This is a genomic window from Acinetobacter indicus CIP 110367 (genome assembly GCF_000488255.1).
Lineage (GTDB): Bacteria > Pseudomonadota > Gammaproteobacteria > Pseudomonadales > Moraxellaceae > Acinetobacter > Acinetobacter indicus.
The window spans coordinates 313343-334213 of the sequence record NZ_KI530756.1; the positions used below are offsets into that span (position 1 = coordinate 313343).

A 20871-nucleotide genomic window follows, 5' to 3' on the forward strand; every position below is an offset into this window, starting at 1 on the left:
ATAGGATATAGGGAGAAGTAAAATTAATTTTACTTCTCCCTATTTTTTATATTTATAACTATGAACTAAAATATGTCATTTCTTTTAGATACTTACATTGTCAAATAACTGCTAATTTAACATCACAAACATTCCTAAATATTGAGCTTATAATTCATTGCCCACAAAAAAGCGACTCAATAGAGAGTCGCTTTATCATTTCGTCCGTTTTTAACGAGGAGGAAAACCAGCCTCGGTTAAAGCCTCAACGATTTGCTGCTGTGTTGCAGTTGTTTCAACTTTTACACTACGATTGGGTGGTTCGGTGATGACCTTTGCATTGGCATCTATTGCTTGAATTGCTCTGGTTACACCACGGGCACAGCCACCACAAGTCATATCTTCAACATGAAATTCCATATTTAACTCCACTATTACTATTCAGGATGTGTTTAATATAAACCTTGCCATAATTGTAAGGTCAAGCATTAAAAGTAAAATTAATGTCCCTCAGATATATAATTGACTGTGTACTTAGGTATTTCTACCTCCAAGTTTTCATCTTGGACCTTAACCTGGCAAGATAGTCTTGATTGGGCCGTAAGCCCCCAGGCACGATCCAGTAAGTCCGCCTCTACATCATCCATTTCTTCTAAACTGTCGAACCCTTTTTTCAGAACAACATGGCATGTTGTACATGCACCTGATAAATCGCAGGCATGTTCTATGGGAATGCCATGATCCAATAAACTTCGACATAAATTACTTCCGCTTTCAATTTCAAGTTCCGCACCCTCTGGACAAATCTTTTCATGCGGAATAACTATAATTTTTGGCATATAACATAATCCTCAATTCATCAAATTTATAGATAAAACAAGGGGCTTTAAAAAGCCCCTCATTTAAAAGAATATCGAATAGAGAAGTATCTACTTATGTTTACTTAACCATTCATTCATCATCTTGATTTCTGATTCCTGGGCAGAGATAACATCTTCAGCAAGCTGGCGTACTTCTGGATCAGAACCATATTGAAGAACTACTTTTGCCATATCAATTGCACCTTGATGATGGGGGATCATGCCTCTCATGAAATCAACATCAGCATTTCCTGTAAATGGAACCATCATATCTGCGTGCATTTCATCATTGATCTTAATATATGCTTGAGTTGATGGGCTATCTTCATTTTTGCTGCCAGAATGATTTTTGTTTTTTGCCAACCATTCATTCATCATCTTGATTTCTGACTCTTGGGCAGAGATAACGTTCTCGGCAAGCTGACGCACTTCTGGATCAGAACCGTATTGAAGAACTACTTTTGCCATATCAACCGCACCCTGATGGTGAGGAATCATACCCAACATAAAGTCAGTATCTGCATTTCCCGTGAAATCAATACCCATTCCGCTGTGCATACGAGTATTTACTTCCATATAGGCATTTGTAGATGGATTATCTGTTTTAGCTGAACCATTCATATCATGGTGCATTGAATGGCTTTCATGTTTATTCTCACTCATTGAATTTTCCTTTGGAGCGTCAGAAGAGGAACACCCCGCACTAAATACAATCGCACCGATCATTAACATTGGAACAAAGTGTTTCATGGAGTTATCCTCTTACTACAATTATGAAAAAATAATGGGTAATAAGCTCGGAAGTTATTCTTTCATATCAGGTACATCATTACCCTTGATGTAGCAACTCTATTCTTTCCAATTATGGTAAGGTCAACACCTAATCAAATAAAAATAATTAAAAGAATAAAACAATTAAAAACAAATACTTAAAGACAATTAACTCCGTAGTGAGTCACAATAATCAATAGAATTAAAAAAATCACCTCCAATCACAAATAATATTTTTATATAAATATCAATGTGATATGTGTCTTCATGGTTTCACAATTATTTATTTGACTATTGGATGCACTACAAAAGACTACAAACATTCTCAAACTTTATACTTAAAAATTATCTTACTTCCCATCTTAAATTTGAGCATTTATGACAATAAAACCTTATTTATTAAAACCTTAAAATAATTATTAAGGTATAATTATTTTAACCATAACTACTATTTTTTGAGTTTCACAATGTCTGAAATTGATTTTTATAAAAGATTGAACAGATTAGAGAAAAGACGAAAAGGTACTGACCTTACATACAATGCTTTTGATAGTGTAACAGCAGGCGTAACTTCATTTAATGAGTTTGATGAATTAAAACGTACAATAGAAAAATGGCAGATTGTATCAGACAAACCATCTATCCGTTATGCAGTAGGAGCAATGCAAGAAGTTAGTAAACGTTACACAGAAATCAGTATTGAAACTGCTAAAAGAATTGAAAAACAATTAGAGCCTAGGCTACTAAATAATCATAACATTGTCACAGAATACAGATTACAAGGGTCAGTTCCCCTAAATATTCATATCAAAGGTGTAAGTGATGTTGATTTACTTGTACTTAACAAATCACATTATCGTACAGAGGGTTATTTAGGTACTTTACGTCATGATGATATAAAAATATTAAGAGAACTCAGGAACGCGTGCACTTATGAATTAAGACAAGCATATCCTGCCGTAACAATTGATACTACTGGTGCTAAATCTATAACTTTAACAGGTGGATCACTTCCTCGGGATGTAGATGTTGTACCCTCTCATTGGGTAGAAACATATGAGTACCAACAACAAAAGCACCTTTATTTAAGAGGAGTCAATATTCTAGATAATAAAACTCCTACTACATTGATGAACTTACCTTTCAAGCATATTTTTTATATAGATTACAAATGTAAATACTATGCTGATGGAGGATTGAAAAAATCTATCCGCCTTTGTAAAACAATAAAAGCCGATTTAGTTGAAGAGGGCAAAGTAATTTACTTAAGTAGTTTTGATCTAGCCTCTATTATGTATCATTCCAATCTAGAAAATTTAAAGAAAGGTAGAACAAATGCTTTAGCAATAGTTCTTGAAACAAAAAGATTTTTTGATTATCTGTATCATAACCCAAACTATAGAAATAGCTTATATACACCTGATATGACCAGAAAAATATTTGATAGTTATCAGAAAGAAACCTCTCTCACAACAATGAGCATTGCCTTAGATAAACTCGTTACGGAAATACGTAAAGATTTGGGTTACCTATATGACGAAACCATTGGCTCTTATCCATTAGTTATCTAATTTTTCCCATAACATTGTTCCCATGGTTCTTCGACCAGTAACATTATAATATTTAGCACTGGCACTTTTATTGTCTTTATGAAGTGTCAGCTCTACAAATCCTCGATGGATACGTAACTCTTCATGATCTAAATCTTTTGGTTTGTTTTCATAACTATAAAGAACTTTGTATTCTTCAATTTCGTCATAAATAATTGCAGCAGAAATACTGTCAGATGTGGAAAATTCTGTTTCTAATCTGATTCTTACTTTATCCCAACTTTGTAAAATTGTTACTTTTCCAATCCACTCTCTATTGTGCTTAATCATTTCAGAATTTTCTTCTTGGTAATCAGAGATACCTTTACATGACCATTCTCCCGAAATATCAGGATATTTCAGAATCTTGAAAAATAAACCTGTTTTCCATATCCATTTATCAAATAGAAAATAAAAAGTAAGAAATAATAAAGCAGTGATAGCACTAGAAATGATGACATTCCAATAAGGAGACAATCCACCCAAGAACTTCAGTAAAAAGTAAATCAATATCCAAGATATAAACGTAGCAAGTGAATAAACATATTTCCCTGCATGAGACCTATTGAATCCATTATGAACACAATATTCATGACCTAATTGCCCCATACATACCCTCTGGAAGCCCAAAATTCAGTTTTAACTTTATGTAGCTACATTAGCGTTATATGGTCCAGTTATACAAGCAATTTAGGTATCCAATATTGCTGATCACCAAACCTCACTTCAAAGCCATCATTCAGCCCCCTATAATTAATACTATCCATTTGATTAAAAAAGGATTTATCCAAATTATGAAAATACATCAATCCTAACTTTATCCACTCTAGTTCATTAAAATTTTCCTCTGGGGCTTTCATGATGGCCAACAATTGTTTTTCCAGTTTCTTCATATTACTTTTTTCTGTTATTTTTTCATCTAGTACCCATGACGTATCAAGGTTCGTATCATAATTCTTGTTTAAAAAATTAAGAAAGCCAACAATAGCGCAAGCTTGTCCAGGGGACTTAAATAAGTAATATTTTACATGCCACATTGTTGGTAAATCTAATCGTGATTGACTTACCAACAGCATTAAAGCAGATGCTGGTTTCATGGCTAAACGGGCAGAACGTATACTCGTTTTCCCTAAATCCATTTTATTTATTAAAACCTGATAATAGTTCTGAAGAATTTGGGCTGAAAGCGATGAACCAGGACATGAGTTCGCCAGTTTTCTCAGTTGGTCAAATTCAGAACAGTGGCCTTTAGATTGGGTATCTATATGCAGGTGATGTACTGCAACCAACCACCGGATGGGCAGCTCATATTTGCGTAAACCACTTGTTCTTAGTCTATGTAATAAAGAGTCATTGTCTGGGATCTGATCTCCCCAAAGATCACTGGTCTTTTCAAAAAAATGAATATGTTTACGAATTAGTAATGCAGCCTTATGCGGTCCAACCTCATGATCAAGCCAATTCATATAATCTTTAAAGTAACCTTTGAGGCTTGGATTTACTAATGTATTAACCAGTTCCTTAATCCTATTCCCCAATATTCTTCGCCATGTACATAATTCACAGTATTTCCCATATCCAGCAGGAATCTGTTGCTGGCAAGTTAGACATTGAAGTGGTGGACAGGTCAAACATTTCTTACAAAGCATTTTGCCTGACACAACATCCTGTTCAATCAACCTATATCTTCTACAACTTTGGCATGTCTGGTAATCACGGGTTGCACACTTTGGGCAAACTCTTAAATTATCTCCAAAACGGCTGATACGAGATAAGCGTTGTGATGTCACACCACACCGTTCACAAGCTTGAAACTCTCTAAAATAAACTGAACAACTATTACAAACAGGGCCTTGCTCCGTTATTTTTCCTATAGGGTAATCAATACGCTGACATCTAATGCAAGGTCTATTGGTTTCACATTGTTGGCAAACGGCCAAGTTATCAGCTTTATATAATCTGGAACTTTTACCACACGACGGACAATCCTGTTTTTTAAAAACTCGTACATAGCACTTATGGCAATAGTTACGCTGTTTATAAAGTCGGTGTATCTTTTCAACCGCATCACCACATTCATCACACTGAGGCATGGTGTTGTCCCCCCAAAAGTTACCCTAGTTTTCTTTTTAATCTTAAAAACTTGCGTATTACAGTCTCCTTACTTTTAGGTTTAAAGGTAGCTACCAATGCTCTCTTTGGAGGGTAGTTCCGATAAATCGAGCCTAATTGTTCTTCAACAGGCCTTAATATGTCTGGCAACTGGTTTCTCTTATCCCAAAATGAAGACCTGTTCATATTTAAAGATTTTGCTGTTTCAATAAACTTTTCCTGGGGAATAATGAGTAATTGATAAATACAGGAAAATAGCCGTTCTCTCTCGGTAACTGGAAGTTGGTTAACAGCCAATCCATTCGATATAAGCTCAGGATGGGGCACCTGAATTCTGAGTTGTTCAAGAAAAGCCCATCCTTTTCCATTTACTGAGCCAGCTAAAGCTTTTCTAATAAATTGTGAAAATAACTTAATCACCGTTAACCAATCAGTTACTGAAATCAACTTGTCTTGATAGGTTGCACAGCCTTGTTCCAGGAATTGATCAAAGATTTTTTGGAATGCCAAGGCATGACAATCCACAAGGCTTTTATTAACCTCCAATAGACTTTTTTTACATATTGAACAGCAAGTCATAACCTGATCAGGGGCTTCAAGACGTCTAGGTTGAATAGCATTATGGCAATGAGGACATTGATCATGTAAATGCTGATTATGTTTTATACAACCTGTATGCCAGGCAAAACGCCAAGGCAGACGGAAATAGGCAACATTATCCTCAGATAGACACTCAGGACAATATTGCCAGCCACCTCGATGCTTACGGTTTCTTGTACCTAATACCAAGTACCATGCATCAAGAGTTTGATTATCCAGATTATATTTAATTAAAAAATTGCGAAGCGTAGCAGAATTAAATTGGCTTTCATCAATTTTTGTCGTATTGATCAATACCTGTACTTGCTCTGCACTTAAACCACGATCTACATCTACAGACCAGATTCGCCATTTGGGCCAAAGTACTCCAGTTAAACTTAATGGGTCACAACCACTGTCAAGTGCGGCACGTATCAACCAAGAAGATAATGCCTCATCTTGCTTTAAGTCCGTGGGAATAAACCATGAATGGATTTCTGTTGCACTTATCATACCTAGTCCTCCACATTGCTTATTTCACACTTTCTAGCAAGCTACGGTCGATAAACTCCTGACCAGAAACAACAGCTTTCTTTGCGGCGTCCCGTAAAATCGTTCGCAGATTACCTAAGTTTCCATCTGTAATATCATGCAGATATTTTACTGTTGCTGGTTCAGCCAGTTTTGAAGCCTGTTTGAGGGGAAGAACTTTCTCAAATTTATTTACCATAGCTTGAAAGTCTTTATCTAGTTTCCATAAGGGCAAATTAACCACACGAAAACGGCTGACATGCTGTGGATCAGTACGCAGAACACTAATTGCTTCTTCTGTACCAAACCCAACAATGGGTATCTGTGTTTCATTACACAAATACTTAATCGCATTCATTACTGTTCTTTGCTTAATCGGACTGCCACATAATAGAGAATTCATTTCGTCGATAATGAGGAGCTTTACCTCATAAAGTTTAAGGCAATGGACCACTTGGTAACGTAGCTTCGCAACGGGATCTCTTTCTCGAAAAGGAACCCAGAACTTATCAAGAATAGCCATATACAGAGCTTTTTCATCAGGGGAAACAGGTGCCTGTACAATGATTACAGGTTTTACTGCATTATTTTCTGCATTGACATAACCCTCCCCATACAGCTTAAAGAACTGGTTAATAATTGAGGTTTTACCATTATTTGGCTTACTCAATACCAGTAAGTTGGGCATACGGCTCCGCTTAGGAAGTGTCAGGAATCCTTTCAATTGGTCTAACAAGTCATTGGCTGCTGGATACCCAATCCATCGGTCCTCTTCCAGGAAGTAGAGTCTGTCCTCATTAGACTGTTCCACAATAGGGCGAAACTCTTGAAAAACATGTGAATAGTTACTCATGAAATATCCTCATCATTTTCCAGCTCATCGAGAGGCAATAAACCATATACGTTTTCAAGCTGTTGCTCCAAAATCGTACTCTCTTGTTGAGGTTTTTTGCCCTGAATTGAAGCAGGGTTAACACTCTGTTGATGTTGGGTACTGCGCTGATGTGATCTGCGAGCCCGTCGAGTTTTAGTACTTGCCTCCTGAACACGCTCCCGAAGTTTAGCTAGAGCCTGTCCAAGTTCATGATCTTTTAGATATTCGCCAGTTTCCTTTTTCAGTTCCTGAATCTTTTTGTGTTCCCAAATACTAAATGGTGGAATACTTTGATCCGCTAAAGGAACCTTAAAATAATTTTTGATTTCGGGATCAAAGAACCATATCTCACTAATATTTCTTGGATCACGCCTAAAGATAAATTTACGTTTTTCCTTTTGATTATCAGGGTCTACAGCATTAATCCAACCTCTTAGTACATCAGCATAATAAGCAAGACCATCAATTGTTACACCTGTTGTTTGAATCGTCCTTTCAAAACTTGGTAGAAAATCAAGAAAGAAATTATGATCATTTGCAGGCAATCTAGCAGCCCCAGAACCTAACGTGTTTTTATCACCAAAGATACCTAACTCAAAAGCATGTAGTGGAGAAGTACCTAAAGCAGAGTGTTTCCTTTTGTGGTAAACATTACAGATAAAATCAATCAGCCAGTCCTCAAATTCGGAGAATGTGAAAACTGCTTCCGCATCTGAGTTATAGCCTTTTCTTTCAAAAATATTTGAAAAAGTTGTTCCTGGAACTGCGTGAATATCGGTTGCAAATGTTCCCATCAAACGTTCAATGTGCCCGCCAAAACGTGGTTTTTTAACTGGTCGGTATTCCAGACGAATATCATGTGCCATACAAGCATTTCTGAAAGTTTCTGAGTGAAACTCAGGTCCATTATCGACATGAATGGTGTTCATAATTCCCCAGACAGGCCATTCAGCTTGAATCTTGCGCGAAGCTAGCCATTTCTCTTTGGGCAGTACAGCTTGAGAAACGCTCATTGCAATAGACATAACAGAGGGGGCATCTAATGATAAGTAATATCCCACAACTACCCTTGAACGCACATCAATTGCCAACGTAAGAAAAGGTCGTCCTATAGGACACCTGCTAAAATCATCAACCAGAATAAGATCAACAGGCGTATGGTCAATCTGTACGACGGCAAGTGGATAATCAGCATGAGGGAATTTCCCTGCGGCAGGTGTAAATTTGTTATCGGCCTTTTCCTTATGTCCCCTCTTACGAAGAGAGTCTCTCTGGCTAATCGCTGCAATACGATTTCTTACTGTATTGGCATGAGGCACCTCTAGGATATGGTATTCATGACATAAGCGTTTCACTTCAAGTACAACTTTTTGAACACTTATTCTTTGATTAGTTAGGTATAAATCCTTGATGGCTTTTTCAATGATTGCTTCAGCATGTTTATTAATTATCTTCTTGCCTTGTGGCAATCCCTCTTTTCTGGGCCGCAATCCATCAATAGTTCCATATGCCTTATAGATTTTTAACCATCTATAGATAGTGGCTGGATTAATATCATGTTCTTGGGCTCGTAACTCTACTTCCTTACGACCACTCACGCCTCCCTCAATGAAAGGTCGGATGATGTTGAAACGTCTTTCAGCCTCAATCCAGTCTTTATCAGCGATGAGCTCTAGATCTTCATACTGTTCCACAGCTATTGATGGCCTTAATTCACTGATAGCCGCGATACTTTTCCTGCCAGTATTATTGTTTTCAACAAAAACCGATTTTAGGTCAATGACTTCAATAATCGTATGGGGAATCCCTTTTATCTGAACCGGCTCCCCAGCAGCTATTTTGATATTCACACGTCTATCATTCATGACAACTCCCATTTACCCAAAGTTCAGTAGATGGCTGTAAAGGCATACTTAAATCGCAAACCAGATAACCATGAGCAACTAAATACCAGATTTGACTAATTCCATTGGCTCTGTCCCATTTTCCAAGAAAATGTCTGGCTAATAGAGTCTCAAAAGTTACTGCTCCTCGATCTCTCACATAATCCAATAAGTGCTTTGAATCAGCAGGGGGAAATTCCATCTTTCGGTACTTTTGTAAAAACATGGCATTCGACCATAACTGGTCCCGAATACGCCCCTCATGTGCAATATGAAATTTCCAACCCTCTTCTTTGCATACCCTCATGGCAGCACGATATCTAGCTTTCCATAGATGCAAATTAAGTTGCAATTCATCTGTAGGTTTTACTTCAACCAGTTTAGGTGCAATAAATGGAATAAAATCATTATGCTTATAAGTTACTAGGTAGTCAGGGGTGTAAACTCGTTTCTGTCCATTATCAAAATACTCAATGGTAAATGGTTGAGACTCAACAGCAAGAACATTGGGATCAACCTCTAATCGAATAAGGAAATCCCGTTCAAGAGTTGATTCAAAGGCAACTGCGGAATCTTTTTTAAAAGGATATAAACCAGATACACTGATACGTGTATTACCAATTTTTCTTCGAGCTGGTACGATGTTAACGGTGTCGCATGATTGATTGTTCATTCTAGGTTCCGTTGCATAGTTCTTTATAAAATTTGTCGCATAGTTCTTTATAAAAGGTGGTCTAAGTCTTTGACCCTAGCTTATATTGTCGCATAGTTCTTTGTAAATAACAGTGGCTCACATCCAAAACCGGGCGAAATTACCCTGGCCCATTTAGGTGTGCTGTTTTTAGATGAACTGCCGGAGTTTGACCGTAAAGTGCTGGAAGTATTGCGGCAGCCCTTGGAATCCAAGGAAATTGTAATTTCCCGGGCATCGCGGCAGATTACCTTTCCGGCCAGTTTCCAGCTGATTGCCGCGATGAACCCCTGCCCGTGTGGCTATGCGTTTAATCAGGATATTCGCTGCCAATGTTCCGCAGAAAGTATTAAACGCTACCAGAACCGGATTTCTGGCCCACTCCTGGACCGGATTGATTTGCATATTGATGTACCACCATTACAGGCCCATGAGTTACATGATAAAACTGCGGTGGAAAACTCAGATACGGTTCGCCAGCGGGTGATTCAGGCCTATGAACGGCAAATGCAACGCCAAGGTATGCTGAATATGAACTTAAGTCCAAAACAGCTGGAACAGTTTGCTGCCTTAGCCACACCAGCACAGAACATGATGGATCTGGCCCAGCAGCGCTTAAACCTGTCGGCTCGCGCCTATCATCGGATCTTAAGAGTGGCGCGCAGTATTGCCGATTTGGCCGAAAGTAGCGAGATTCAAACTGCTCATTTATCGGAAGCGCTGTCTTATCGGGCGCAGTCCAGCCCATAAAACGCATCATTAAAAACAAGCATAAAAAAATAGCCCATTTCAAATGGGCTATTTTTTCAATGTGAAGCCTTAAATTAGAATGCCTTGGTCAATGTCACGACTGCGCCTGTTTCTACGCCACGTTCAACCGCATCGGGTGTGCCTGGACCATAGTCAATATCTGAACCCACCGCAGCCAGTTCTGCAGTTAAGCCTTCAACACCGGCAAAGGCATAAGTTACGCCCAATTTCCAGTCCACATAACTGTCATCATCACCAAAAATCTCTTCATCTGCCACGGTATAGCCTAAAGCCGCCACTCCACCAAAACCGGTCGCACCAAAAGGCACGCTATAGGTAGCATTGAAATACCAGGCATCTAAATCTGCGCCTAAAAAGTCATTGCTGTAGTTCACTGCGGTGAGCAAGCTGGCATCTTTGACCAGCACATCATTAAAGCCAAGTTTTGCATAGGCTTCTAACCAGTTTAAATCACTTTCACTTGGATAAGCGTAGTACCATAAGCCCACATCCAGTAATGGCTTGCTCGCAAATCCATCTAAGGTTGTGGCATAGCCGATATACGGGTCCAGCTCTAAATGGGCCGTACCGCCGAAATCGACATTCGAGCCCCACACCCCGGCATATACACCAGATGCATGTGACAGCACGAAACCGGCCTGTACTGCAGGATCATTAAAGGTTTGGGTCAGACCACGATAACGGTAATCTGAAGTCAGCGCTGCAGTACCGCTAAACGATAAAGCAGATGCCGAAATGTCTTCTGCTGCAGCCACGCTGAAGCTGGCAGTTACGGCAACAAGCGCCAGTGAAAGTGTTTTGATAGAAAATTTCATTGTTTGATCCCCTGCTGCATATTTCAATGCTTTTGTGTATTTGTTTCACTCACACAGGAGATAGCAATCCCTATGCCAACACTGGCATCTGTTCAAAAAGAATAATTTCAATTTTCTTTTAACTAGTTTCAACCTATTATTTTATATAAACTTTTAATATCAGATAAAAACTTAAGAACAGCATGATACTTTTTCAATCCCACTGATGTGCTGATCCTTTCGCTGCGTTGGGAGATAAACCAGATCATTTATATTTGCTTACATCATGCGCTATTTTGAGTCGCTTAATCATTCAAAAGCTTTTTGCTGCTTAAAAAAAGTGCAATCTTGCATTCCACTAGAATGCACTGATGCATGAGATAGTCCTAATCATAGCTTCAACGAAATGCATAAAAAATTCAGCGAGATAAATCTTTTATGTACGTTCTACTCCCAGCAAAGTGCCAAATTTCCCACATCTTCACACTGTCTAAAACCGTAAAATCACAAATTATTTTTTGAATAAAAAGTATAAACACAGTACATTAAAGCGCGAAAATTGCCTTCCTGTTTTGAGAAGCAAATTTTCTGCAATATGACCCAGGAAGGGTGTTTTACAAGAGCAAGGATTGAAACTGTATACGCTAGCGTTTGCATTTTTCTCAAAGAAAAATGGATAAAACGGTATCTTTTTTACAAATTCCCTATAAAATTCTTCCGGTTTCTGGGTTCTTTTTAAACAAATTGAAACATAACATTCTGGATGAGGCTCTCTCCCAATGCTAAACGCGAAAAAATTAACATTAGCAGTCCTGGTACAAGCTGCTTTAATTTCTACAGCTGTTGCTAGCGAACAAAGTGAATCTAAAGGCTTTGTTGAAGATGCAGAAGGTTCAGTTTTATTCCGTACAGGTTATTTGAATCGTGATAAAAAAGATGGACTAACAAACGATACAAGCTCTGCAGCCCAAACTGCAATCGTAAAATTAGATTCTGGCTTTACCAAAGGTATTGTTGGTTTTGGTGCAGGTATCATTGGTGACGCTTCATTTAAACTCGGTAAAAATGGGCATACTGGCAACCAAATGATCCCAACGCATAGTCAAGATAATGCCGATGGAACTAAAGATGCCTATGATCATTGGGCACGTGGTGGTGCTTATGTCAAAGCACGCGTATCAAACACAACGGCTAAATATGGTACGCAAGTATCTGAAATTCCAGTAATTGCAAGTAATACTGCTCGTTTAACCCCTGAGTACTACACTGGTCTTTATATTGAAAGTAACGAAATTAAAGACTTGACGTTAATCGGTGGTAAATTCACTAAAAACCAATGGTCAAATGACATCAGCTCAGACCAACAAAATTTGGACAGTGCTATTTTCTGGGGCGCGAAATACAAGTTTAACGACCAAGTTAATGCCTCTTATTATGGGGTAGACGTTAAAGATAAATTAGATCGTCACTATGGGAATGTGAATTATAGCTTCCATACAGCAAGTGGTGCGAGCGTAACTTTAGATGCAATGGGTTACAATACCAAATGGAAAGTTGGAGCAGAAACAACTGATCCACGCAGTGAAACTGAAGAATTGACTAACTCGATTTGGGGTGTATCTGCAAGCTATAACAGGGACGCACACAATTTGATGCTTGCGTACCAAGATAATGCGGGCAACATAGGTTACGACTATGCTTACAACGCAGATGGTCTACAAAGCATTTATGTACCAAACTCATACTTATCCGACTTTAAGGGTAACGATGAAAAATCTGTTGGCTTACAGTACAACTATAATTTTAAAAACCATGGTCTTCCAGGTCTAAACTGGACAACAGCATTCGTTTATGGTTGGGATATTGATGTAGCCGAAATAAATAATCCAGCACAAATTATCGACCAAGCTGAAGAACATGAATTCTTTAACCAAGTGAAATATACGGTTCAATCTGGTGCATTCAAAGATGCAAACTTACGCTTACGTCACTCATACTTGCGCGCAAGTGATACTTACAATAATGCTTCTGACAACTATGTAAGTAATGCTATCAGCTCAACAAATGAATGGCGTATCTGGTTAGACATCCCGGTGAAATTATTCTAATGTCCTGACGATGGTTTAAATCAAAAAAACCTGCACACTGTGCAGGTTTTTTTATGGCGTCCTCACTAAACAAAACAGATCAGTGAGGGGGGAAAAGCCGTATTATTTTGCAGCTTCAATCGCTTTTAATACTTCAGCTTTGGCAACCTCTGCGCCTTCCCAACCGGTCAATTTCACCCATTTGCCTGGCTCTAAATCTTTATAGTGGGCAAAGAAGTGTTCAACCTGTTGAATCAATAATGGTGGAAGGTCGGTATATTCTTTCACATCTTTGTAAATTGGGGTCAATTTGTCGTGCGGTACCGCGATCAGTTTCGCATCAATACCACCATCATCTTCCATGTTCAATTTACCGACCGGGCGGCAACGAATTACTGAACCTGGTTCAACCGGATGTGGTGTTACCACCAATACGTCTAATGGGTCACCATCTTCAGATAAGGTATTTGGCACATAACCGTAGTTTGCTGGGTAGAACATTGCTGTACCCATAAAACGGTCTACAAATAATGCATCAGAATCTTTGTCAATTTCGTATTTGATTGGCGCTGCATTAGCAGGAATTTCAATGATTACATAGATATCATTTGGTGCATCTTTACCCGCAGGGATATTGCTGTAGCTCATAGCATCACTCTTAAACAAGTTAAATCTTTTTAAAACCGCGTCAATTATAACGGTTTTCGGCTATTAATGACTTCGCGATTATACATTCATGACATAAAAATAGATATTTTGCTGTGCAATCACGCGGTCAGTTTAATCACCAGCAGCAATAAACAGATCGGGCACAGTAACGATAATAGCCAGATAATCGAGCGCAATGTCGCCCAGTTGGCCAGATAACACAGGCCGTACAGCAGACGAAACACCAGATAGGCAATGCCGAAAGTCATAATGATAAACTGCGGAATCACCATATATTCGGCCAGTAAAATGGCGGCAATAAACAGCGGCAGACTTTCAAAGCTGTTTTGCTGTGCAGCATTGGCACGTGCCGCCAGACCGGTGGTATTGGCTAAAAAAGAACGTGGATTTTGATTATCTTCAGATTTAAAGCCGCCAGCCATTTTTGCAATCACCGCAAATAAATAAGGCAACAGGCAGGCGATCAGAATCAGATAGACGATTCCACTAATACTTTGCATCTATTTTTTCTCATCGGAATTCTTCAAAACTTTATCATAGCATGGTGTTTTAAGCATAAATTTTGTTAAATAGGGTGTTTTTATTCATTGTGTAGGATTCATGATGGTCAATCCTGATCAAAAAGAAATGTTCGATGTACTTGAAAAACAGCGCCAGCATCAGCTGCAAGTCGATCGGGCCTTAAAAATTGTGATTCCCATTGTGGCCTTTTTATTAACGGTCATCTGTTCCAACCTGAATATCTGGTCGACCCTGTTTACCTTTGTGGTGCTGTGGGTGGCCCTGTATGCGGTGGGAATTAAACGTCTGCCTTTATGGCACTGGGTGACCGTAATTCTGGTGTATTGCCTGATTGATAATATTTTAAGTTATGGCAGCTTCCATTCCTCCGGTTTTAGCCGTCAGTTTGGTTCGATGTTTATTTTCCTCGGGGTGATGGGAGTCGGACGTCCTTACTTCGACCGCTGGCTAATGAAAAAAGAGAATTAAAAAAAGCGCCCTTAGGCGCTTTTCTTATTGCAGAATTTATGCAGTCTTACGTAGGTCTTTACGCAGGATTTTGCCTACGTTAGATTTTGGTAATTCATCCATAAATTCAACATAACGTGGGCGTTTATAACCGGTCAGGTTTTCTTTCGCAAATGCCAGAACTTCTTCAGTCGTCAATGAAGGGTCTTTCTTCACCACAAACAGTTTTGGCACTTCACCTGATTTTTCATCTGGTACACCAATTGCAGCCACTTCCAGTACTTTTGGATGTTTCGCCACGACTTCTTCAATTTCAGAAGGATAAACGTTAAAGCCAGATACCAAAATCATGTCTTTTTTACGGTCTACAATTTTCACATAGCCTCGTGAATCCATAACACCAATGTCACCTGTACGGAAGAAACCATTAATCATCACTTTGTCGGTTTCATCTGGACGGTTCCAATAGCCTTTCATGACTTGTGGACCACGGATTGAAATTTCACCCTGCTCGCCCAATGCTACTTCATTGCCGGCATCATCCAGAATTGCCACTTCAGTTAATGGCAATGGAATACCAATGGTGCCACTGAAGGCTTCAGACGCTGGCGGGTTCGCGGTAGCCACCGGTGAAGTTTCAGATAAACCGTAACCCTCAATGATGTTGGTGCCAGTCACTTTTTTCCAGGCTTCCGCTGTAGATGGTAATACAGCCATACCGCCGCCCATCGCCATTTTCAATCGGCTGTGATCAAGCTGTTTAAACTCTTCATTGTTCACAAGTGCATTGAATAAGGTGTTCACCGCAGGGAAGAAAGTTGGTTGATATTTGCGTAATTCTTTCATTACCGCAGGTAAGTCACGCGGGTTTGGAATCAATACGTTTGCCTGACCTTTATACATCCCGTAAAGCGCGCACACCATAAATGCAAAAATGTGATACAGCGGCAATGCACAGAAAATACGGTCATCTGGCTGACCATCTTGCGCACCAAATTTACTTTGGAAAATACCATCGCATTGCAGCATGTTTGCCACAAGGTTGCGATGCGTTAATTCTGCACCTTTAGATACCCCTGTCGTACCACCAGTATATTGCAGTACTGCCGTATCGCTTAGGGTCAGGTTTGGACGCTTGTAGTTGCTGACATTGGCTTTCGACATGGCCGCATTGAACTTGACATGGCCCGGAAGATCCCACGCCGGAATCTGTTTACGCACTGAGCGTAAGACAAAGTTCACCAACGTACCTTTTAGGGTGCCCAGCATGTCACCTACAGAGGCAACCACGACGTGCTTGACTGGGGTTTTACCCAGAATCGCCTGATATACAGAAGCGAAGTTTTCAATAATCACCAGCACTTCTGCGCCAGAGTCATTTAACTGATGCTCAAGTTCACGTGAGGTATACAGCGGGTTTACATTCACCAGCACCAGACCGGCACGGAATACACCCAACGCCACCACTGGATATTGAAGAACGTTTGGCATCATCACTGCAACACGTGTGCCTTTGGCCAAGCCCAGACCTTGCAAATAGCTTGCAAATTTGCGGCTTGCTTCTTCCAGTTCAGCAAAGGTCAGCACTTTATCCATAAAGATAAAGGCATCACGTGAACCAAACTTCTGGAAATTACGTTCAAAGATATCAACCAGTGACGTATTCTCCGGTGGCAACTCTACAGTTTCTGGAATCCCTGTCTTTCGGTATTCTTCAAACCAAATTTTTTCCATAATGCCAATCTCTCCAATCAGTAATCCTTAGTATTCAACTGTTTTATACACTGCCGCACTTCATTTTTTGGCTTGTTTATGTACAGCAGTGGATCCATTTTCACGAATTCGATTCATATATAACGTATTTTATGTAAACAACGCTAGTCTTATCTCTGAATCAACAGTTTATTTGCTTTTTGATATCCCCGTGGTAAAAGCTGTCCCTTAGTTCCTCTCTTACCGATATACTTCTGCAAGTCATCACCTTTTAATTTTAACTGCTGTTGTCCTGCAAACACTTGAATTATTTCATCTAAATTTAGCATTGTCATGGATACAATCTGATCTTTCGGTTCAAGTTGTATCAATTTATTACCTTTACCTTTATTCAGCACCGGTAATTCTGCCAGATCAACAATCAGTAAACGGCCGGCAGAACTGAGTAGCGCAACATGACTGAACTGCTCAATAGTTTGCAGATTCATCACGCTGGCGCCTTCAGACAGGCTCAGGAAAGCCTTACCGGCTTTGGCATTGGTATCCAGCTGTTTGGCTTGGGTTTTAAAGCCATAACCTTTGCTGCTCATGACCAGAATTTCAGCCTGATCTTCTGCCACAAACACCTGTTTAAAGCCGACCCCGCTGGCCGGTGATAAACGTGAACTGAGCGGTTCACCCAAACCACGCGCCGATGGCAGGCTGTTAATGGCCACACCATAACTGCGTCCAGTGTCATCCAGCACATAGGCACGCTGGTTGGATTTGCCTTGGGCGTGACTTAAATACTGGTCACCAGCGCGGAAATTCAGGTTTTCGGCATCGACATCATGGCCTTTGGCACAGCGAATCCAGCCAGCTTCAGACAGCACCACGGTTACCGGATCAGCCGGCAGCATGTCCTGTTCATTAATGGCAGTGGCTTCAGCGCGCTGCACGATTGGTGAACGGCGGTCATCACCAAACTTTTTGGCGTCGTCTTTTAACTCCGTAATAATCAGGTTTTTTAATGATTCCGGATTGGCCAACTGTTCACGAATTGTGGCAGCTTTGGCCTCGAGTTCTTCCTGTTCGCGACGGATTTCCATTTCTTCCAGTCGGGCCAGATGGCGCAACTTGAGTTCCAAAATGGCTTCAGCCTGAATCTCATCAATACCAAAGTGCGCCATCAGCTCTGCTTTGGGATGATCTTCTTCGCGGATAATCCGGATCACGGTATCAATGTCTAAATAGGCAATCAGCAAGCCGGCCAGAATATGCAGGCGTTTTTCAATCTTGTTCAGATGATATTGCAGGCGGCGTGTGACGGTATGTTTACGAATCTCGATCCATTCCAATAAAATCTGGCGAATCGACTTCACCTGTGGACGACCATCGGCACCAATCATGTTCATGTTGACCCGATAGCTCGATTCCAGATCGGTGGTCGCGAACAGATGGCTCATCACCGCATCGGCATCAATCCGGTTGGAACGCAGCACAATCACCAGTCGGGTCGGATTTTTATGGTCCGATTCATCCCGTACATCGGTCACCAGCGGCAGTTTTTTGGCCTGCATCTGGTCGGCAATCTGGGTAATGACTTTTGAGCCAGACACCTGATACGGCAAATCACTGATAACAATTTCATTTTTTTCAATGGTATACACCGCGCGCATACGATAGCTGCCGCGTCCGGTGGTCTGAATCTTTAACAGTTCATCTGGCGGGGTAATCACTTCAGCCCGGGTCGGTAAATCCGGACCAGGAATATATTCTGCAACCTTGCTATCGCTTAAATTCGGATTACGGATCAGGGCGATGGTGCCTTTAATGATTTCACGCAAGTTGTGTGGCGGAATATCGGTGGCCATGCCCACGGCAATGCCGGTGGTGCCATTGAGCAGGATATTTGGAACCCGCGCCGGCAAGGTCACTGGCTCTTTTAGGGAACCATCAAAGTTATCCTGCCAGTCACAGGTGCCTTGCCCCAGTTCAGACAGTAACAGGTCACTATATGCGGATAATTTGGCTTCGGTATAACGCATTGCAGCAAAGGATTTTGGATCATCCGGTGAGCCCCAGTTGCCCTGCCCTTCAATAAATGGATAACGATAGCTAAACGGCTGCGCCATTAGCACCATCGCTTCATAACAGGCCGAGTCACCATGCGGATGGTACTTACCCAGCACATCACCGACCGTACGCGCAGATTTCTTTGGTTTACTGCTTGGCTTGAGACCCAGCTCGCTCATGGCATAGACGATACGGCGCTGTACCGGTTTCAGGCCATCGCTGATATGAGGCAATGCACGGTCCATAATCACGTACATGGCATAGCTGAGATATGCTTGTTCAGTAAATTCTGCTACGGAACGGTTTTCTGTCGCATGATGCGCGAGGCTTGTCATAACAACCTGTAATCCTAAATTAATGCGTTATAGTTTTGACGTTCTTATGCTATGCCGCAGCCGCGGCCAGCACAAGGGTAGCCGATCACACTCTGCGACAATTTATGTCTTATGGCGTAAAAATATCCATTTTAGGCGCGTCAATCAACTGAAAAATGCACAAGCCTGACTGCACGTTGAAAAACATATTCCAGAAATAAAAAAGATGCGCCGGCACAATAGCCAGCGCATCTTGAATTATCTGTATAAGCGGCTGCTTATAAACCAATCGACTCCAGGGTCTTGCCGCGAGTTTCTTCACCCAGCAACACAATCACCAGTGCCACGGCCAGCAGCACCGCGGTAAACATCATAAATACATAGCTAAAGCCGTTGTGCATCACCATCATCTGGGTCACCACCAAAGGCGCAACAATGCCGCCCATACGGCCCACCGCCGAAGCCCAGCCGGAACCAAAGGCACGGATATTGGTTGGATACTGTTCCGGTGTATAGGTATACAGCACACCCCAGGCGCCTAAATTAAAGAACGACATCAGACACCCCCAGAACACAATCATGCCGACGCTGCTGGCCTGTCCAAAGAAGTAGGCCGATACCGCACACAGCCCAATAAAGCCGGCCAGTGTGGCTTTACGGCCAAGTTTTTCCACCAGCCAGGCCGCCGCAATATAGCCCGGCAACTGCGCCAGAATCATGATCAGCACATATTCAAAGGACTGCACAATGGTATAGCCTTCCTTGACCAGCAGACTTGGCAGCCAGGTAAAAATGCCATAATAGGAATAGACAATGCCGAACCAGATCAGCCACAGCATGAGGGTACGACGCGCAAATGGCCCCGACCACAGCTGGGCAAAAGAAATATTCTGTTTGGCGGCCACCGGTTTTACTTCCAGCTGTTCAATCACCTCGACCCCGCAGCGGCGTTCCAGACTTTGTACTAGTTTGTGCGCTTCTTCGACCCGGCCGCGGTTAATCAAATACGGCACCGATTCCGGTACTTTTTTCCAGATGACCCAGGCATAGAGCGCCGGCAAACCACCAATTAAAAAGGCCATATGCCAGTCAAAGGTCGGAATCACAAAATAAGACACCAGCGCCGCACAGAGCCAGCCCAGCCCCCAGAAGCTTTCCAGCAGCACAATAAAACGGCCCCGCACATGCGCCGGAATATATTCACTGACCAAAGTCACCGCAACCGGCAACTGCCCGCCCAGCCCTAAACCGACAATAAAGCGGAAAAACAGTAACCAGCTTAAATTTGGGGCAAAGGCACAGGCCGCTGTGGCCAGGCTATAAATCACCAGGGTCGTGGCAAATACGGTTTTACGCCCAATCCGGTCGGCCAACCCGCCGGAGAACACCGCACCAATGGCCATGCCAACAAAACCAATTGACACCACCCAGCCTTTTTCTGCCGGGCTCATTTGCCAGTCTTCCGCCATTTTGGCCAGAATAAAGGAGATTAAACCGGTATCCATGGCATCAAACATCCAGCCCAGTCCGATGACCCATAGCAAGGTATAGTGGAACTTACCAATCGGTAAGCGTTGTACACGAGAAACTAGATCCATAATAAACGCTCTGACAGGGTGGAGAGGAAAAC

Annotated in this window: 18 protein-coding genes and 1 pseudogene; 4 read left to right on the top strand and 15 right to left on the bottom strand. The window is 41.2% G+C overall.

Annotation, left to right across the window (positions count from 1 at the left end; all coding sequences use genetic code 11):
- Window positions 1–210 precede the first annotated feature (210 nt).
- From P253_RS12745 to copM, 3 genes are all read right to left on the bottom strand, one after another.
- The gene (locus P253_RS12745) at window positions 211–399 is read right to left on the bottom strand and encodes a heavy-metal-associated domain-containing protein (RefSeq protein ID WP_000394310.1); all 189 of its coding nucleotides are present in this window, start codon (window positions 397–399) and stop codon (window positions 211–213) included.
- 80 nt (window positions 400–479) lie between these two features.
- The gene (gene fdx, locus P253_RS12750) at window positions 480–818 is read right to left on the bottom strand and encodes an ISC system 2Fe-2S type ferredoxin (protein ID WP_001124186.1); all 339 of its coding nucleotides are present in this window, start codon (window positions 816–818) and stop codon (window positions 480–482) included.
- 90 nt (window positions 819–908) lie between these two features.
- On the bottom strand, window positions 909–1589 hold the full coding sequence (gene copM, locus P253_RS12755; protein WP_000680279.1) for a CopM family metallochaperone: 681 nt from the start codon (window positions 1587–1589) through the stop codon (window positions 909–911).
- Window positions 1590–2077: 488 nt separating this feature from the next.
- On the opposite strand from copM, the gene P253_RS12760 reads away from it, so the two are divergent.
- Window positions 2078–3181, top strand: coding sequence for a nucleotidyltransferase family protein (locus tag P253_RS12760; RefSeq protein ID WP_001289337.1), 1104 nt, complete (start codon window positions 2078–2080; stop codon window positions 3179–3181).
- Here P253_RS12760 and P253_RS12765 read toward each other — a convergent pair.
- From P253_RS12765 to P253_RS12790, 6 genes are all read right to left on the bottom strand, one after another.
- A complete protein-coding gene (locus tag P253_RS12765; RefSeq protein WP_000530048.1) occupies window positions 3170–3808 on the bottom strand; it encodes a Cap15 family cyclic dinucleotide receptor domain-containing protein in 639 nt (212 codons plus the stop codon). The genes P253_RS12760 and P253_RS12765 overlap by 12 nt on opposite strands.
- A gap of 68 nt (window positions 3809–3876) precedes the next feature.
- Window positions 3877–5292, bottom strand: a complete 1416-nt coding sequence (locus tag P253_RS12770; RefSeq protein ID WP_004777765.1) for a hypothetical protein — start codon at window positions 5290–5292, stop codon at window positions 3877–3879.
- A 19-nt stretch (window positions 5293–5311) separates the two neighbouring features.
- Entirely contained in the window at window positions 5312–6403 is a 1092-nt protein-coding gene (locus P253_RS12775) for a TniQ family protein (protein ID WP_016659714.1), read from the bottom strand.
- A 19-nt stretch (window positions 6404–6422) separates the two neighbouring features.
- Complete coding sequence (locus tag P253_RS12780; RefSeq protein WP_000073961.1) at window positions 6423–7274, bottom strand: TniB family NTP-binding protein; 852 nt, start codon at window positions 7272–7274, stop codon at window positions 6423–6425.
- The gene (locus P253_RS12785; RefSeq protein WP_000999878.1) at window positions 7271–9160 is read right to left on the bottom strand and encodes a Mu transposase C-terminal domain-containing protein; all 1890 of its coding nucleotides are present in this window, start codon (window positions 9158–9160) and stop codon (window positions 7271–7273) included. The genes P253_RS12780 and P253_RS12785 overlap by 4 nt, the downstream gene beginning before the upstream one ends.
- Complete coding sequence (locus tag P253_RS12790; protein WP_001064759.1) at window positions 9153–9851, bottom strand: heteromeric transposase endonuclease subunit TnsA; 699 nt, start codon at window positions 9849–9851, stop codon at window positions 9153–9155. Before P253_RS12790 ends, P253_RS12785 begins: the two co-directional genes overlap by 8 nt.
- A gap of 114 nt (window positions 9852–9965) precedes the next feature.
- On the opposite strand from P253_RS12790, the pseudogene P253_RS12795 reads away from it, so the two are divergent.
- A pseudogene (locus P253_RS12795) lies at window positions 9966–10619 on the top strand (ATP-binding protein); the annotation flags it as partial.
- A 74-nt stretch (window positions 10620–10693) separates the two neighbouring features.
- Here the strand turns inward: P253_RS12795 and P253_RS12800 are convergent.
- Window positions 10694–11455, bottom strand: coding sequence for a TorF family putative porin (locus P253_RS12800; RefSeq protein ID WP_016659716.1), 762 nt, complete (start codon window positions 11453–11455; stop codon window positions 10694–10696).
- A gap of 758 nt (window positions 11456–12213) precedes the next feature.
- On the opposite strand from P253_RS12800, the gene P253_RS12805 reads away from it, so the two are divergent.
- Window positions 12214–13542, top strand: coding sequence for an OprD family outer membrane porin (locus P253_RS12805; RefSeq protein WP_016659717.1), 1329 nt, complete (start codon window positions 12214–12216; stop codon window positions 13540–13542).
- A 102-nt stretch (window positions 13543–13644) separates the two neighbouring features.
- Here P253_RS12805 and ppa read toward each other — a convergent pair whose 3' ends face one another.
- Window positions 13645–14169 (bottom strand): inorganic diphosphatase, encoded by a 525-nt coding sequence (ppa, locus tag P253_RS12810; RefSeq protein ID WP_016659718.1) that lies wholly within the window; start codon window positions 14167–14169, stop codon window positions 13645–13647.
- A gap of 119 nt (window positions 14170–14288) precedes the next feature.
- On the bottom strand, window positions 14289–14690 hold the full coding sequence (locus P253_RS12815; RefSeq protein WP_005181530.1) for an MAPEG family protein: 402 nt from the start codon (window positions 14688–14690) through the stop codon (window positions 14289–14291).
- A 103-nt stretch (window positions 14691–14793) separates the two neighbouring features.
- Here P253_RS12815 and P253_RS12820 point away from each other — a divergent pair, with 103 nt between their 5' ends.
- Window positions 14794–15180: a hypothetical protein gene (locus tag P253_RS12820; RefSeq protein ID WP_016659719.1), complete on the top strand. Its 387-nt coding sequence runs from the start codon at window positions 14794–14796 to the stop codon at window positions 15178–15180.
- 36 nt (window positions 15181–15216) lie between these two features.
- Here the strand turns inward: P253_RS12820 and P253_RS12825 are convergent, their stop codons facing one another.
- The 3 genes from P253_RS12825 to niaP all read right to left on the bottom strand — a co-directional run bounded on the left by P253_RS12825 (window position 15217) and on the right by niaP (window position 20839).
- Window positions 15217–16893, bottom strand: coding sequence for a long-chain-fatty-acid--CoA ligase (locus P253_RS12825; RefSeq protein ID WP_016659720.1), 1677 nt, complete (start codon window positions 16891–16893; stop codon window positions 15217–15219).
- Window positions 16894–17042: 149 nt separating this feature from the next.
- Window positions 17043–19262: a DNA topoisomerase IV subunit A gene (gene parC, locus P253_RS12830; RefSeq protein ID WP_016659721.1), complete on the bottom strand. Its 2220-nt coding sequence runs from the start codon at window positions 19260–19262 to the stop codon at window positions 17043–17045.
- 257 nt (window positions 19263–19519) lie between these two features.
- Window positions 19520–20839, bottom strand: a complete 1320-nt coding sequence (gene niaP / locus P253_RS12835; RefSeq protein WP_005181520.1) for a niacin transporter NiaP — start codon at window positions 20837–20839, stop codon at window positions 19520–19522.
- Between the last annotated feature and the right edge of the window lie 32 nt (window positions 20840–20871).